Below are 16,499 nucleotides of genomic sequence, written 5' to 3'. Positions count from 1 at the left end.
TGAATCAACCTATGAAAAGAAGATTGCTATTTGGTGAACGTATGTTACTGGGAGACGGAACAGAACCTTTTAACGCGGTCATTCCGTTCAGACTGAGAGGAACTTTTACCTTAAAAGAGATCCAGCAGGCTCTGGCCCGGATTCAAAACAAACACCCTTGGCTGAGAGCATTAATCAGCCATGATGAAAAAAATATTCCATGGTTTAATGTTCCTGAAAAAACGGTTTCCATTCCTGTAAGAATCGTCACCAGACAAAGTGAGGACCAGTGGCAGGAAGAATCCATGAAAGAATGGAACACCATCTTTAATTACGAAAAATTACCCCTGATCCGGTTTGTCTGGATCAAAGGGGAAGACGTTTCTGACATGCTGTTTGCGTTCCACCATTGTCTTTGCGATGGTGGTTCTGCAATGGCCTTCCTGAAAGAGTTTTTAATGGCTCTGGACAATCCGGCTGCTGAAATCGGGACAGAAAACCCGATCTTGGGAATTGAAGATGTGGTTCCTGCCCATATCCTGAAAAGCCGCAGACAAAAACTGAAAGCCAGACTTATCGGAAGAATGGCCGCCACTGCCATCAAATGGATTCCTACAGGCAAAAAAGCTGTGGAAAGACAGAGTGATTACCTCATCCATTGGAAGCTGGATGAAACGGTAAGCAAAGAATTAATCACTTACTGCAAATCCCGGGGGGTAACGGTAAATACATTTTTAAGTGCGGCGGTATTGCAGGCATTTAAAAAAGTAAGAGCAGAAAAGTCCTTCAATAAAGTTTCCTGTCCGGTAGACATCAGACGTTTTGCAGGACAGATCAAAGAAGATCATATTTTCGCTTTCGGGCTGATGATTGTGGTTTCTTCTGATGAAAAGCTAAGCTTTGAGGATAATCTCCGTGCCATGCAGAAATCTGTGGAAAAAAAGACCTCAAAACTGAATCCCTATATCACCATGATGGTCATGGAATCCGGGCATGATGCCCTGAGTAATTTCACCAGGCTGTTGAAGAACGGAAAATCCTCCAACGATTGTATGTTTTCCAATCTGGGACGCATTCAGATTCCTCATGAGTACAAGGAGTTTACGGTAGATACGATTTTCAGTCCGTCAGTAATCGGACCGCTGGGAAATACCACTACAATGGTAACCTCAACGTACCGGGGTGAAATGGATTTTTCATTCATGGGAAGCGAAGGATATTTACCTTACACAGATGCGCTGGCAGTTCGTGAAGAGGTAATGCAGGTCATCCATTCTCAACTAAAACAAATGGCAGTATCATGATCAAAAGACCCTTAATGATGGTGGAAAGGATCATGTATGTAGATCCTGAAACTCCTTTAAACTGTATCTATACGGCAAGAATCAAAGGGGAGATTCCTGAAGAAAATTTTAAAGCGGCTTTAATAAGAATCCAGCAGAAGCATCCTATTCTAAGAACGAATATTGACCATAACATCGGAAACTACCCTTATTTTATGGGGCAGAAAGATATTGAACCTATTCCGCTTCGCATTGTAGAACGTACAACAGATGAAGATTGGTTCAAAGAATCCGAAAAAGGATGGTTTAAACTTTTTGAAACACCCAAAAAACCATTGGCCGAAGTAGTCTGGGTAAAAGGACACAATACTTCCGAAATCCTTTGGGTCATGCCTCACTGCATATCCGATGGAACCACGGGAGTAACCTTACTGCGTGAGCTTCTGAGTTTGCTGGACAATCCTTATGCTCCATTAATTCCTTATGTTGCTTTTGAATCTGTTGATGATTTTCTGCCTTCGGATTTTAATACAGCAATCAAAAAATATAAGGCCGGCCTTTACCTTCTGTTCGCCAGAATATTCTTTTCCATGCAGCGAAAAAGCAAAAAAAGAAACCAGGGAAAAAGCTATACCATTCACTGGAAAATGACTCAGGAAGAAACCAGGCTTATCACTGAAAAATGTAAAGCCAACCAGATTTCTGTGCATGCTTTGCTGTGTTCTTCCGTGATGCAGGCCTTCCGGGATGTTCAGGGAGACCGTGCCAAAGGTAAAGTGATCAGCCCGGTAGATGTGCGTCATTTTATTCCGGAAATTAAAGAAGATCATTTATTTGCTTTTGCCCCAACCGTGGAGCTTTCCATCAGGAAAAACAGCAATGATGTGATGGACAATGCCAGGCTGATCAAAAAAGACCTTACTGCAAAAATCAATAAGATGGAAGCCCGTGAGCTCCTGTGGATGGGAGAACATATGCATCCTGTTGTAGGACGGATGATCAATATGCTGAAATCCAGCGAAGGCGGACATGATATTACCTTATCCAATATGGGCAAGATCAATATCCCGAATGATTATAAAAACTTCAGCCTGGAAACGATTTTTAGTCCTACCGTGGCTTTCCCATGGCTGAACTCAAATACCTTAGTCACCAGTACGTACAACCAGCAGATGGACTTCACCTTCATGTCCAATGAAAATTTTCTTCCCAAAGAGGAAGCTCATCTGATAAAAGATAAAGCCATCGAGCTATTGACAACTTCTCTATGAAATTTAAAATAAAGCCTCCGAAGCCCAGACTGATAAAGAAAACCACCCTCAAACGCTTTCTCATAAAGCGTACGATTTATTATGTCCTTCCGAATGTGTTTTTTAATTTCATTATTGCTTACGCCAGTTTCAAGGAATTGGGCTACACCCATTTTTTTTCAGGAACCCAAAATCTTGCCCGTCTCACCCTGCCGATGGCCATCTTCCTTCCGGTGGTTCTTACCATAGACATCATCAAAAGAGTAACGGATGCTGCCAGCCAGGAAGCCATAGAGTTTACGGTAGATGAACAGCTTAATATCAAAAAGCTGATGACCAGACTGAGCATCCTACATGGATTGATTACAGGATTATTGGTATTGTCGCTGCTGTTTATAGGACAGTATAATTTTTCAAAAGATTACAAACTGGATGCAACGGCAATGGCTGTGGTAGTGGGAACGCTGGCGGGAATTCTGTCTGTGGTTTTTGTATACTTACCCGTATGGAGGTTAAGAAAATGGATGTGCAAAGTAACATCAGTCCCAGCTGATTTAAACACATAATTTCCCAATAAAAAACATACGTCATTGTCTGTCATTGAATTAACAATAAAAAAAATATAACAATACCCGGTTGATCAGATGGTCATCGGGTATTTTTATGGATACCCAACTTAATTTTTTCCTTTAAAACTTACTATTTGGTAAATTTTTTATATTTATATAATAATTTACAAGAATTTTTCTTGAACAGAATGATTAATAATGTATGTACAAAATAACGGATCAGTTAAAAAATATAGGATTCAGTATCAATCGTTTAGATTATATTATCGCCCGAAATAACAACAAAAGAGAATTCAATACCCTGGAATATTTTTGCATTTATATTATTCTGGAAAATATCCAGCTAACGGTAGAGAATGTTCCATACCCTTTAAAAAGAGGAAGTATTGCCTTCGTAGGGCCGCAAAAGAAAATAGTCTTCGGTGAAACCAAAAGATCAGATGTATATTCAATTGCTTTTTCATCCAGTTTTTATGAAAGATCAACCAAAGACAGTCTTTTTATCAATTCTCAGCTTTTTTATAATTATAATTCCGACATATTTATAGCACCTTTCCTGAATGTAGAACAGATGAGAGTGGTTTTTCTGGAGCAGATGGAAAGTTTCAGGAAAAAGGATGAAAGCTTATATATAGCGGCTGCCCATAATGCTATAGAACGACTGATGCTGGATGCCCTTCTGCATATTCCTACTGAAGAAATCAAAAAGGAAATCAAATTTGACTATATGTATTATGTCAACCGGTTCAAAGTTCTGTTGCAAAGAGACTATAAAAAGGCAAAAAAAGTGGCTTATTACGCCGAAGAACTTAATATCTCATCAAGAAAACTGACCGAGATGACAGAATATGTATTGGGAAAAACAGCCAAACATATCATCATTGAAAAACTCATTACCGAATGCAAAAAAGCCCTGAGCTTCTCCAACTCCACGATTTCTGAGATATCTTATGATCTGGGTTTCAGCAATGAAGGAAACTTTACTAATTTTATTAAAAAACATACGGGAAAAAATCCCTCCGAAATGAAATAATTTGTATATTTACATAAGTAACCTTTTGGGGAAAAATATAGGTTATATGCTTGCAAAGTATATTTTATTCATTTTGCTTTATTTTGCTTTTACAAAATCATTTGCACAGGCAGCAGACGGTTTGAGGCTTAACGTTAGGCTTTATCCTGTACAGATGCTTGCTGTAGGCACAGGATTTTCGGACGAAGGGAGCGAGTCTTCCTTCCGGGAAGTTCAGTCTGTAACCATCTCAAGTCCGTCCGGATTTCAGCTGAAAGCAGAATATGATGAAGATCGTGATACGTCCGGTACTTCCGAAAGCAACAGGGAAAGATCTGGTGATTACCCTCTTATCAGCCATCACAAAGGGGTGGTTCAAAAGAGATATATCATCGATCATGAGTTAGAAAATGCAATGGAAGATTTAAGCTCCAACAGCAGTGATGAGCAAAATTTTTTAATATTAACTCTAATTTCTCAGTAAAAATTAAGCAACGCTTAAAAAAAATACTATGCATTGAATAATAATTCTACAATTTATTCATTCCCTATATATTAAGTAAAATTAATGTTTAAGATTAATAAAGCATTTTTTTTACTTTATGGTGATTTTATCAGCATTTAAACTATACTTTTTGTGTAATTATTCACAAAAGGCATTTATTTCTGCGCGCTTATTTCTCCGTAAAAATTCACAAATAATAAGTATTTTTTCACAAAGATCCTGATGTTCTTTGTATTTACCTTTGCAACCGCAATTTTAAAAACAATTAATACAAAAAACATCCTTAACCTTATGAAAAATTTGATCTTAGCTTCTTTTGCTATCCTGGGATTCTCAACATTAAAAGCACAACAGAATGTAACCCTTAACGTGAGACTTAAACCTATTCAGACTCTTGTTGTTAACAACGCTCAAAAAATCGTTAACCTGGACTATGTAACCAAAGATGACTATGCCGACGGTGTATCTTCTGTAAACGCAGATCATTTAAGCATTTACAGCACAGGAGGATTCCAGGTAAAAGTAAAAGGTGGTAACGATGTATTAGAATATGGAGGTAAAAACATCCAGGCTAACACCATCCAGATTAAAGCAAGCGCAGGTTCTGACGCGGTAAACGGTGCTCAATATGCTCAGAATGTACAATTATCAACTAACGAAGCTACTTTGGTAACTTCTTCTACCGGAGGTGTAGACAAAAAAATTAACATTGAATACAAAGGCGCCGGAGATAATAAGTACCTGAACAATTATATTGCCGGACAAGATCCTACCGTATACACTACTGAACTTACGTATACCATTATTTCTCAATAATAGATATCATTCTGTAATGATAAAGTGTTGTACCTACCACAGCACTTTATCAACACTTAAAAACTAATCTCCGCCATGAGCAGACTTTCTCTTCTCCTTTTCAGTCTTCTTTTCCTATCATCTTTTCACGGATTTGCACAAACAGGAGTTTCGGTTTCACCACCAAGACTGTACTTTGAGTCGGGAAACGGAAACAGCAATACCCAGACAATAACGGTAACGAATGTAAGTGCCAAAAATTCTCTGGACCTGGCTGTAAGTTTAGGAGATTGGGAATATGACGGCAAAGGTGAGAATGTAACGTATCCTGCCAATACCCTTCCCGCTTCCTGCGCAAGTTGGGTTTCGGTCAAAAAAGAAGAGAATTACTTTACGCTGGCTCCGGGAGAAAAAAAAGATATTGAGGTTACCATTACGGTTCCTAATGCACTTTCAGACCAACTGGCTGCCCATACGGCCGTTTTATATGTAAGCCAGATGAATCCGGTAGATGATGTGGATCATAAAGGCGCCAACATCAAGGTAAGCATCCGCTCAGGAATCAAATTATTCCACAAGCTGCCTGCCGCCAAAACGAAAAAACTTGAAATCCAGAATCTGGTATACGGAAAAACAACCAATACAGTCAACCTCTTTTTTGAAAATCAGGGCGATGTATGGGGTGACGGAAAAATATACACTGACTTTGTGAATACCCAAACCGGAAAAAAAGTATCACTGGATCCCGTTATCTTTTACTCCATGCCCGGAAACAAAAGAGAAATGGATATCCCTCTTCCGGCAAGCCTTGAAAAAGGAAAGTATACCGCTTCGGTAATGATTGATTATGGAGACAACAACAATCTGGAATTAGGAGAATTAAGTTTCAGCTATGAATAGTAAAAAATTCTTCTGTTTCTTTCTGCTGATCTCTCTGAGCTGCTTCTCACAGGTCAATTATAATTCCTGGATAAACAGCTACTTACAGATTAATTCCTACAGCGGAAATACCAATCCTGATGCCTATACCTTTACCCTGGCCGGTAATGGAGCATTTAATATTCCTTACTGGAAAATATCCATGAGGCTGAAGCAGCCTATCACTTCTACGGACGGAAATTATACGATGCCTGCCAACAAGATATCATTTCAACCGGTTTCCACTTCAGGACAGGCTTATCCGGGACCTGTGCCCACCATTCCTCAGATCGGAATGCCGTTAAATACTTTTCTTCAGGCCAACCAGGAAGTCTTTTTAATTCCACAGTCCAATGCAGCACTGTACAATCAGCCCCCACAGCCCAACGGCTATTATAACCTGCAGGTAAAATACAGCCTGACCGTTATGGGAGGGTCTTATCTGGGAAGCTATCCTTCCTGGACCCGATTTAATGTTCCGGTTCAGTTTACGGCGTATGACCAGTACAACAATATTATTGGCAGGGCTGATCATAATTTTCAGATTCACATCGGAACGCTCAGCGGAACTCCGACCGATGTACCCGAAATGTCGCTTCAATTTTCCGCAAAAGCAGTCAACGGATCACTGGAATTCAAAAGTATGCCGGATTATATCAACGGAGTAAGTGTCACCTATTCCAATGGACTGATTGTAAAAAGCAATACCAATTACCAGATCAAATTACGTTCTCTTCAGGGGCAGTTCAGCTCTCCAGCCGGAAACTACATTGCTTTAGGAACCGTAAAAATGAATCTCATCCCCGTTTCCGGAAACAATGGGAATGTATATCCTATTCTGCTGAGTGCTTCTCCCCAGCTTATTGCGACTGGAGGCTCCACCGGAAATTCAAGCTTATATTACGATATCCGATATTCCACCAAAGCCAATGATGAAAGACTGATTAATGCCAAATCGGAAGAATATTCCACCACTCTTCAATACGAGATTATCCCCCAATAACCATGCTTCAAGACCTGTTCAAAAAAATCTTTTTCATTTTTTTGATTTCGTTTCAGATATGGATTCCGGCGCAAAGCAGTTCCGGGATAAGTCTTGATATCCGTAATGAATCCAGAACAGATAAAACAGGCATTCTGGATCTGATCATTGTCCTTGACAATCAAAGCACAAATGATTTCAAAGGAAAAATAAACATTACGATTCCTCAAGGTTTCAGGAATATTTCGGGCAACAGTCTTCAGGTCGAAATGAAATCCGGTGAACATCTTTTCATTCCGGTAAAAATTGTAGTCAGTAATAATGCCGTTTCGGGAGAATCCCGTCTGGGTTTCCGTCTTTCTGACCAGCAGAATAAAACAATGGCGGAAAAAGAAATACCTTACACCGTTACTGAAAACAATGCCATGCGCATCACGGCAGAAACTCCTCTGATTTATGTGAATAAGGCTACCGATTCGGTAGAAGTGAGGGCAAGGGTTTCTAATCTTGGGAACAGAAAGCAGCATGTAACGGTTGTCTTTAAAATTCCTGAAGCTGAGCAGGGAAATGCTTTTATAGAGAAAACAGGAAGTATAGGGGTGCAGAAAGATTCAGTCTTTGTGTTCCGTTTTCTGCCTTCCAGAATCAGATCCCGAAGCACTCAGATTTCCGTCAATATTGCAGGTTTCAGAGAGCCGGACAGAGAGATATTCGGCAACACTACGGTATCTGTGCAAAATGTTTCTTCGGTACAGCGTTATGAGGATATGGAATCCACCGCTTTTTCCAACTTTACCAGGAATACCATCACGGCAAGTTACAGGCATGCCGGAGAAAACCTGGACATGTATCAATTGGTAGGTTCGGGAGGTTTCAACCTTCCTTCAGGCTATATTTTCATCCGGGGGAATATCTATACCATGAAAAATCAGAATGATCCTATTGTCAACAATACCTATCTGACCTATCACAGGGAAAACAGTGAATTCACCATCGGAAACATCAATAAATTACTGGAACTTTCCATGTTTGGAAGAGGGCTCGAATATGCCTACACTTCTCCTGATAAAGACAAAAAAATTGAAGCAGGTTTCGTAGACCAGACCTACAGCCTGATCGAAAGAAATTCTTTTCTGAAGTATGGTTATGGATTTTATACCCGGGGAACTCTTGGAGCTCAAAACGCTTCCCATAATATCTCCGGAACGTATATTTTCAGGGATGATCCTTACGAAAAAGCCAGACATCATGTAGCCGGAACAGATCTTCAGTATGCTTTCGGCAAAGACTGGAGAACCAACACCAAGGTGTATGGCGGACTGAGTTTCTACGAAAACAACCAGCCTGCAAAACCTTCCCTCGCTTTGGAATCACAATATTCCGGAATGATCAAAAAGGTCAATCTGAACGGAAATTATTTCTACAGCACAGATTATTATCCTGGAAACAGAAGAGGAATTTTACAGATTCAGCAGAATTTCTCTACCATGATTTTCAAAGATCATTATGTGTATGCCAACATTACAGCTTCCCATTTTTCACCTAAGTTCTACTTTTACGACAACACCCTGAATTCGAGCAATCTAAGACTGGATACGGGAATCAACTTCCCTAAAAAAGGAAATTTCGGGATGGGACTTGGCTACCAGTATCAGGAAGAAAATTCCAATTCTTATAATAATTTTTTCAATGCCCAGCCTTATGAGAATACCAAACAGCTGAAAGCCCAGCGTTTTACGGAATACCTTACCTGGCTGAGCCCTGATAAGCAACACTCCTCCATCTTAAGCATGGAAACAGGATTGGCACAATATCCGGACAACGACAAACAGCAGTTTCAGATGAAAGTAAGCGGAACTTACAGCTACAAATGGCTTACCGTGAACGGGATCTATCAGCACGGAAGTTATTTCCTCTCCGAATATGCTTTTTCAAAAATGATGAACCAGAGCACTCCCTACGAAAAGCTTTCCCTTTCTGCTTTTGTCAATAAAAACTTCTTCAATCGTCAGCTGAATGTCACCTCAGGGGTTTCTTATACGGATGATGTTCTGTACGGAAAATCGCCTTCCGGCTTTATGAACCTGAAGTATTCAAGGGAAAAGTACGCTCTATATCTGAACTCATCCTACTTCAGTTATACTGCCGGAAGCTTCACCAATAATCTGTTGACCGTGGAAGCCGGTGTGACCGTCAACCTTAGAAACAGCACCCTTGATCCGGGTAAAAAAGGAGACATCAAAGCATTTGTCTATTATGACCTGAATGAAAACAATATCTATGATGAAGGCGACAAAGAAGCGGCAGGCTATCTCATTATGCTTAACAATATTTCATTTAAAACCGATCCATCAGGTTCTATCAGCTACCGTTCTATCCCTTACGGAAAGTACGCCCTGAAACAGGTGATCCAGCAAGGCTGGTATTACGATGAAACCGAGTTTACGGTAGACAAACACCACTACTCTTTTGAGATCCCTCTTCATCAAAACGGAACGACCCAGGGAAAAATAACCTACGATTTTGATTCCAAAACCGCAGTAGATTTCACACCCAAAGTCGGAGGTATTCTTTTCAATATTTACCGTAACGAACAGTTAGTACATCATATCATCACCGACGACAACGGTGAATTTGCCTCTTTCCTACCTTCCGGAAATTACAGGATTGAGCTGAACAAAAACTCTCTGCCGTCCAATACCTATTGCGAACGCTCTACTGATACTTTCAAAGTGGAAGCCGGGAAAATAGTAAAACTGGAGCCTTTTGTGATTAAAGTAAGGGAAAAGGTGATCAGGGTGAAGAAGTTTGGGGGTTAGAATGACAGAATAAAAGTCATTAGTTGTAGACTTCAATCAATAGCTTATTTTCAAAATATCTATCCGGTTCTCATATAAATGTCATTCTTTGATAGTATCATATGATACTATCAAAGAGATGAAACCTTCCTATACTTTTACAATCTCAAAATAAAACATTGTATACAGAAGACAGAACTTTCTTATTTAAAGAGAAAATAAAAACAAAATAAGTTCAGCAGAAAAGGCTATATGCAGAACTTCAGGATTATTTCTGCTCCACTGCAAGCAGAGACCTGAAATGGGCGGTTCAACAGGGTATTTTATTAAAATCCGGAGAACAGAGGTTGACAGAATATTGGTTTAAAGAATGATGCTTTGGGTTATTTTGTGTATTGCCTGTGTGGAGATTGAGGAAGTGGATGTATAGGAGGATGCAGGCTGTGACTGTGGACTAAAATCAAGAATCATTCACTTATAATATAATATGTTACAATAAAGGATTCAACATTACATAAAATTTTCAGCTCTATTCTTTCTTTTTAACCTAAAAAAAAATATCTTTAAAGTTTTTAATTAAGGATAAAATGTCAGAAGAACAGAAACGACAGTTGCAACAGCAACTTTGGAATATAGCTAATACTTTACGTGGTAAAATGGATGCTGATGAATTCAGAGATTACATTTTAGGATTTATCTTTTACAAATATCTTTCTGAAAAAATTCATTTTACAGCAAACAAAATTTTATTAGATTCTGGAGAAGATATTGATTATAATGATGTTGATGAAAATTCAGAATCTGGAAAAGAAATTGTTGAAGCTATTTATGAAGAAGTTGTTGAAGATCTGGGTTATTTTCTAAAGCCTTCTGAGCTTTTTAGTAATATTGCTAAAAAAGGACATCAAAAGCAGGAAGGCAAATCTAATTTCATCTTAGCTGAACTTTCCAAAATCCTAAATAATATTGAGCAATCTACTCTTGGAACTAATAGTGAAGATGACTTTGAAGGATTGTTTGATGATTTAGATCTTACTTCAGCAAAATTAGGGAGAACAGAAGACGAAAAAAACACGTTGATTTCAAAAGTCTTATATCATCTCGATGATATTGATTTCAATTTATCGGATACTAATGCTGACGTTTTGGGGGATGCCTATGAGTATCTAATTGCACAGTTTGCCAGCGGTGCTGGAAAAAAAGCAGGTGAGTTCTATACTCCACAACAAGTTTCTACTATTTTAGCAAGAATTGTCACAAGTAGAAAATCACAATTAAAGTCTGTTTATGATCCAACTTGCGGAAGTGGTTCTTTGCTTCTACGTGTTGCCCGTGAAGCAAAAGTAAGTGATTTTTATGGTCAGGAAATGAACCGTACTACTTACAATCTTGCAAGAATGAATATGATTCTTCATGGTGTTAATTATAGCAACTTTGATATAAGACAGGAAGACACATTAGAAAAGCCTCAACACCTTGACAAAACCTTTGATGCTATTGTTGCTAACCCTCCTTTCTCTGCTAAATGGAGTGCTAATGAACTCCATCTTTTGGATGAAAGATTTTCACAATATGGAAAATTAGCACCATCTTCAAAAGCAGATTTTGCCTTCATTCAACATATGATTCACCATTTAGATGAAAATGGAATTATGGCAGTCGTTATGCCTCATGGTGTTCTGTTCCGTGGTGCAGCGGAATTAGTTATCCGAAAATATCTAATTAAAGAAAAAAATTATTTAGATGCAGTAATTGGTTTACCTGCCAATATTTTCTTTGGTACTAGTATTCCGACTTGTATTTTAATCTTTAAGAAATGTCGTGAAGCCGATGAAGATATTCTGTTTGTAGATGCCAGTAAAGAATTTGAAAAACAGAAAAATCAGAATGTGCTTCTCAATGAACATATTGACAAAATTGTTGAAACCTATCAAAACCGTACGGTAATTGAAAAATTCAGTCATAAAGCTACTTTACAAGAGGTTGCGGATAATGATTATAACTTGAATATTCCGAGATATGTCGATACTTTTGAAGAAGAGGAGGAAATTGATATTCAAGCGGTAATGGCTGAAATTAAACAGCTTGAAGCAAAGCGTTCTCAATTAGATGCGGAAATCGAAGTATATTTGAAAGAATTAGGCTTAGTAAGCTAACTTTTATTTTTTATTAAATCCTTAATGTTGATAGCTATAACAATAAATGATCGAGATGACAAAAAAAAATAAAAGTGTAAAGAATTTTCCTAATTCAGGTGATTTAGGGATTCCAAAGCTCAGATTTCCTGAATTTGGGATTGAAAAATGGGAAACTAAAAGACTGGGAGAAATTGCAAATTTCACTAAAGGCAAAGGCATTTCAAAAAGCGATATAGACGAAAATGGAGAAACTGAATGTATTAGATATGGAGAGTTATATACTTTTTATGAAGAAGTTATTTCGGAAATAAAATCAAAAACAAATACAGATATTTCTTCTCTTGTTTTAAGTGAAGCTAATGATGTTATAATTCCTGCTTCTGGAGAAACTCAAATTGATATTGCAACCGCATCTTGTGTTCTCAAACATGGAGTTGCTTTAGGTGGAGATTTGAATATAATAAAAACTAAAAACAATGGTGTTTTTCTTTCATATTATTTGAACAGCAAAAAGAAATTAGAAATAGCCAAACTCTCTCAAGGAATTTCTGTTGTACACTTGTATTCAAGTCAACTAGCGTTATTAAATTTGAAATTTCCTCCATTGGAAGAACAAAACAAATTAGCAAACTTTTTATCTCTTTTAAATTCTCGCATTCAAACCCAAAAGAAAATAATTGAGGATTTACAAATAACAAAAAAAGAAATATCTTTTAAGCTTTTTAAAGAAGGATTTAACTCATCAGAATCAAAAAAAGAAAATTTCCAAAAATTAGGAGACCTAACCTATATTGTGAATAAAAAAAATAAGGAAAACCTCAAACTACCAGTTTATTCAATCAACAATAAAAAAGGATTTATAAGTCAGGCTGAACAGTTTGAAGGTATTGATAGTGACGAGAGAGGCTATGATATTTCGTTATACAAAATAATAGAGAAAGAAACCTTTGCTTATAATCCTGCAAGAATCAATGTTGGTTCAATTGGTTATAGTAGAAATTTGGAAAATATTATAATTAGTTCTTTGTATGTCTGTTTTAAAACAACAGATGCAGTTGATGATGAGTTTTTATTTCAATATCTACGAACTGATATTTTCAGAAAAGAAGTTTTAAGAAATGTAGAGGGAGGCGTTAGAGATTATTTATTCTATGAAAATTTTTCGAGAATAAAAATTAATCTGCCAGATTTGAAAGAACAAATTAAAATAGCTAAGCTTTTATCAAAATTTGATGAGAAAATAACCCTAGAAAACGAATTACTAATTCAATACGAAAATCAGAAAAAATATTTATTACAAAATCTTTTTGTTTAATAGATTAGCTTTTCAATCCAGCCTTGTCAAGGTTTAAAACCTTGACAAGGCTTCGTTTTTCAAATAAACAAATTAGATAAAAGAAATTTTTTCTGAAGCTCTAATTTTTCTAAAATCTGTTTTTCTGTTTCTATTTTTTCTTGAATTGAAGAAAGAAAATTAGCTATTTTTACTTGTTCATTGGAATCAGGAATTGGTATTAATAAAGATTTTATTATTTCAGAAGATAAGTTCCCTTGTCCTCCTTGAAGATATGTACTTAAAATATTTTGTTTTTTAAATTTCAAATAATTTAATAAAAATAAGTTATCAAGTTCTGTTCTTATACATAAAATTGCCTGATTTATAGCACCATTTAATTTTGATATCCCAGCTTCTCCACTAGTTGCACCATATAAGGCATATAATATATCACCAACATTTACCATTTTTGCAGAAGAATTTTTCAAAGCATCTTCCGAGATAAATTGCTCAGTTTCAACGGAGTTAATTTCTCCAGATTTGATAAATGGAATATTTCCCTGATAATACTTTCTATTAGATGTTAATGGAGTTCCTCCCGAAAAAAACATTCCTAAATTCCCCAATTTGTTTAGCTTCCATTTAGGAAAGTAATTTCCGTGCTCATCTTTAAATCTTAATTTTTGAGAAAATATCTTTTCACGACTTGTGTTCATTAAGGTTTCTAACTTCTCAATTATTTTCTTTTGGGTTTGAATTCTGTTATCGATAAGTGGGAAGAAAGTTGATATCTTGTTTTGTTCCTCGATTGAAGGAAGTGTTATTCTAATTGATTTTAACTGCCCTCCAGTAATTAATGGTTGCCCAGAACCAAATATTAATTTATTAAGATTAAACTTTGATAAATAGTAAAAAATAAAGTCTAAGACTTTCTCATTTTTTATATCTACGATTAATGTGTTATCAGAAACAGCATAACTTCCTTTTACTTTATAAATAAATCCAGCATTTGCTCCAACTCTTGCGATTAGTATTTTATCACCAGAATAGTCTGATTGATTAGAATAAGAAATTACTCCAGTTGACCCAAAAAAAGGATATTTACCTTGTGAAGTACTATTTTTTGATTTCCCTGAAGAAATATTTTTCACAATATCTTCCAACTTCTTCACTTCCCACGTACCTTCAAACCCCGGAAATCGTAAATTAGGAAAATAAAAGTTCCTCTATGTAAAAGATTTGATATTTTAAATCCTAAATGACAAAGTAATTTTATCCTTAATGTTAACTTTCAGTTTAATTTAAAAATCAAAAAATTTATGACAAGAAAGAAAACATTAGCAGAAATCGCTGAACTTTGGAAGAATGACAAAAAGATGTATGTAAAAAAATCAACCTTTTCGGCTTATGTACTGTTGCTGGAAAATCATTTATTGCCTGTATTTAAAGACTACTTTGAGATTGAGGATGAAGATGTACAAAAGTTTGTGTTTCAAAAGCTAGATCAGGGGTTAAGCCAGAAAAGTATCAAAGACATTCTCATTGTGCTCAAAATGGTATTGAAATTTGGAGCAAAGAATAAATGGATTGAGTTCATCAATTTTGATGTACAATATCCTACGGTTCGGGAAACTCATACGATAGAGGTATTGAGCAGAACACATCAGAAAAAGGTAATGAGTTATATTCAGGAGCATTTTACTTTTAGAAATTTAGGTGTCTATATCTGTCTTTGCTCTGGAATGCGAATTGGTGAAATATGTGCACTTACCTGGGAAGATATTGATACAGACAATGGCATTATCAATATTCGAAAAACCATCCAAAGAATCTATGTTATTGAAGGAGGAGAACGTAGGACTGAACTTCTTATTGATACACCAAAAACAAAAAACTCAATCCGTGAAATACCGATTTCCAGAGATCTTTTGAGAATGCTGAAACCATTTAAGAAAATTGTTAATCCGGCGTTTTATGTTTTAACTAATGATTCGAGGCCAACAGAACCAAGAACTTACCGAAGCTACTATAAAAATCTGATGCGATATCTGGAAATTCCGGATATTAAATTTCATGGATTACGACACAGTTTTGCAACAAGATGTATCGAAAGTAAGTGTGATTATAAAACAGTTAGTGTTTTATTAGGTCATTCCAATATCAGTACTACACTAAATCTCTATGTCCACCCTAATCTGGAACAAAAGAAAAAAGCAATCGATCAGATGTTTAAAGCTCTTAAGTAATTTATCAGCCTTGTCAAGGTTTAAAACCTTGACAAGGCTTTCTACTATCGAGTCTCATACCACTACTTTATTCTTTTATTTCTTATCTTTGAGAAAACAACATTTGATGAATGATAACAGGATTACTATTATAGAGCCGGATAAATATTACCATATCTTTAACAGAGGAATAAATGGAGATGTAATTTTTAAATCGGATCATAATAAAAATTTCTTTCTTCAAAAAATAACTCAATTATTAGTGCCCGTATGTGACCTTTATTCTTACTGTCTTCTTTCAAACCATTTTCATCTTTTGATTAAAGTAAAATCAGAAAAAGAATTAAATTTATTCGCTAAGACTCAACTTAATAATATTACTAAAGCTGAAAAGGGATTACATTCATTGCAAAACATCTTTTCCAAACAGTTTTCAAGAGTTTTTAATTCTTACTCACAGGCTTTTAATAAAGAGAATAACAGACATGGAGCTCTTATTGAATCTCCTTTCAGACGAAAAGAAATTATTTCTGAAGAGTACTTAAGAAATAACATAATTTATATTCATCAGAATCCTCAACTTCATTCAATAACTGATAATTTCAGACAATTCAAATACTCATCTTATCAAACTATTTTAAGTAATAAACCTACTTCTATAGCAAGAAATGAGGTAATAGAATTATTTGATAATGCAGAAAATTTCATAATTTGCCATCAGAAAATTAAAGATGAGATGATTTTTTAAATTTAAAAAATTAATAACCAC

The 16,499-nt window shown here is 36.2% G+C and carries 14 protein-coding genes; 13 read left to right on the top strand and 1 reads right to left on the bottom strand.

Annotated features, from left to right (window positions below):
* Positions 1-11: 11 nt before the first annotated feature.
* The 11 genes from JNG87_RS14715 to JNG87_RS14665 all read left to right on the top strand — a co-directional run bounded on the left by JNG87_RS14715 (position 12) and on the right by JNG87_RS14665 (position 13,544).
* The gene (locus JNG87_RS14715) at positions 12-1,283 is read left to right on the top strand and encodes a condensation domain-containing protein (protein ID WP_238349597.1); all 1,272 of its coding nucleotides are present in this window, start codon (positions 12-14) and stop codon (positions 1,281-1,283) included.
* Positions 1,280-2,533: a phthiocerol/phthiodiolone dimycocerosyl transferase family protein gene (locus tag JNG87_RS14710; RefSeq protein WP_202839130.1), complete on the top strand. Its 1,254-nt coding sequence runs from the start codon at positions 1,280-1,282 to the stop codon at positions 2,531-2,533. Before JNG87_RS14715 ends, JNG87_RS14710 begins: the two co-directional genes overlap by 4 nt.
* Positions 2,530-3,078 carry a hypothetical protein gene (locus tag JNG87_RS14705; protein WP_202839129.1) on the top strand — a complete coding sequence of 183 codons (549 nt, stop codon included), beginning with the start codon at positions 2,530-2,532 and terminating at the stop codon, positions 3,076-3,078. The genes JNG87_RS14710 and JNG87_RS14705 overlap by 4 nt, the downstream gene beginning before the upstream one ends.
* Positions 3,079-3,283: 205 nt before the next feature.
* Complete coding sequence (locus tag JNG87_RS14700) at positions 3,284-4,114, top strand: helix-turn-helix domain-containing protein (RefSeq protein ID WP_202839128.1); 831 nt, start codon at positions 3,284-3,286, stop codon at positions 4,112-4,114.
* 46 nt (positions 4,115-4,160) lie between these two features.
* Positions 4,161-4,577 carry a hypothetical protein gene (locus tag JNG87_RS14695; protein ID WP_202839127.1) on the top strand — a complete coding sequence of 139 codons (417 nt, stop codon included), beginning with the start codon at positions 4,161-4,163 and terminating at the stop codon, positions 4,575-4,577.
* Between the two features lie 312 nt (positions 4,578-4,889).
* The gene (locus JNG87_RS14690) at positions 4,890-5,414 is read left to right on the top strand and encodes a hypothetical protein (RefSeq protein ID WP_202839125.1); all 525 of its coding nucleotides are present in this window, start codon (positions 4,890-4,892) and stop codon (positions 5,412-5,414) included.
* Between the two features lie 75 nt (positions 5,415-5,489).
* Positions 5,490-6,293, top strand: coding sequence for a molecular chaperone (locus JNG87_RS14685; RefSeq protein WP_202839123.1), 804 nt, complete (start codon positions 5,490-5,492; stop codon positions 6,291-6,293).
* Positions 6,286-7,314: a hypothetical protein gene (locus JNG87_RS14680; protein ID WP_202839121.1), complete on the top strand. Its 1,029-nt coding sequence runs from the start codon at positions 6,286-6,288 to the stop codon at positions 7,312-7,314. The genes JNG87_RS14685 and JNG87_RS14680 overlap by 8 nt, the downstream gene beginning before the upstream one ends.
* Positions 7,315-7,355: 41 nt before the next feature.
* On the top strand, positions 7,356-10,112 hold the full coding sequence (locus JNG87_RS14675) for a hypothetical protein (RefSeq protein WP_202839119.1): 2,757 nt from the start codon (positions 7,356-7,358) through the stop codon (positions 10,110-10,112).
* Between the two features lie 566 nt (positions 10,113-10,678).
* Entirely contained in the window at positions 10,679-12,247 is a 1,569-nt protein-coding gene (locus tag JNG87_RS14670; protein WP_202839117.1) for a type I restriction-modification system subunit M, read from the top strand.
* 55 nt (positions 12,248-12,302) lie between these two features.
* Positions 12,303-13,544, top strand: coding sequence for a restriction endonuclease subunit S (locus JNG87_RS14665; RefSeq protein WP_202839115.1), 1,242 nt, complete (start codon positions 12,303-12,305; stop codon positions 13,542-13,544).
* Positions 13,545-13,603: 59 nt separating this feature from the next.
* Here the strand turns inward: JNG87_RS14665 and JNG87_RS14660 are convergent, their stop codons facing one another.
* Entirely contained in the window at positions 13,604-14,677 is a 1,074-nt protein-coding gene (locus JNG87_RS14660; RefSeq protein WP_202839113.1) for a restriction endonuclease subunit S, read from the bottom strand.
* Positions 14,678-14,824: 147 nt separating this feature from the next.
* On the opposite strand from JNG87_RS14660, the gene JNG87_RS14655 reads away from it, so the two are divergent.
* Together JNG87_RS14655 and JNG87_RS14650 are read left to right on the top strand one after the other, a co-directional pair.
* Positions 14,825-15,751 carry a tyrosine-type recombinase/integrase gene (locus tag JNG87_RS14655; protein ID WP_202839112.1) on the top strand — a complete coding sequence of 309 codons (927 nt, stop codon included), beginning with the start codon at positions 14,825-14,827 and terminating at the stop codon, positions 15,749-15,751.
* A 106-nt stretch (positions 15,752-15,857) separates the two neighbouring features.
* Positions 15,858-16,478: a transposase gene (locus JNG87_RS14650; RefSeq protein WP_202839111.1), complete on the top strand. Its 621-nt coding sequence runs from the start codon at positions 15,858-15,860 to the stop codon at positions 16,476-16,478.
* Positions 16,479-16,499 lie beyond the last annotated feature (21 nt).

Origin of the sequence: Chryseobacterium cucumeris, assembly GCF_016775705.1 — a bacterium.
Taxonomy (GTDB): Bacteria; Bacteroidota; Bacteroidia; order Flavobacteriales; family Weeksellaceae; genus Chryseobacterium; species Chryseobacterium cupriresistens.
Note: the sequence above shows the minus strand (reverse complement) of the source record. Positions and strands in the feature narration are given on the sequence as shown.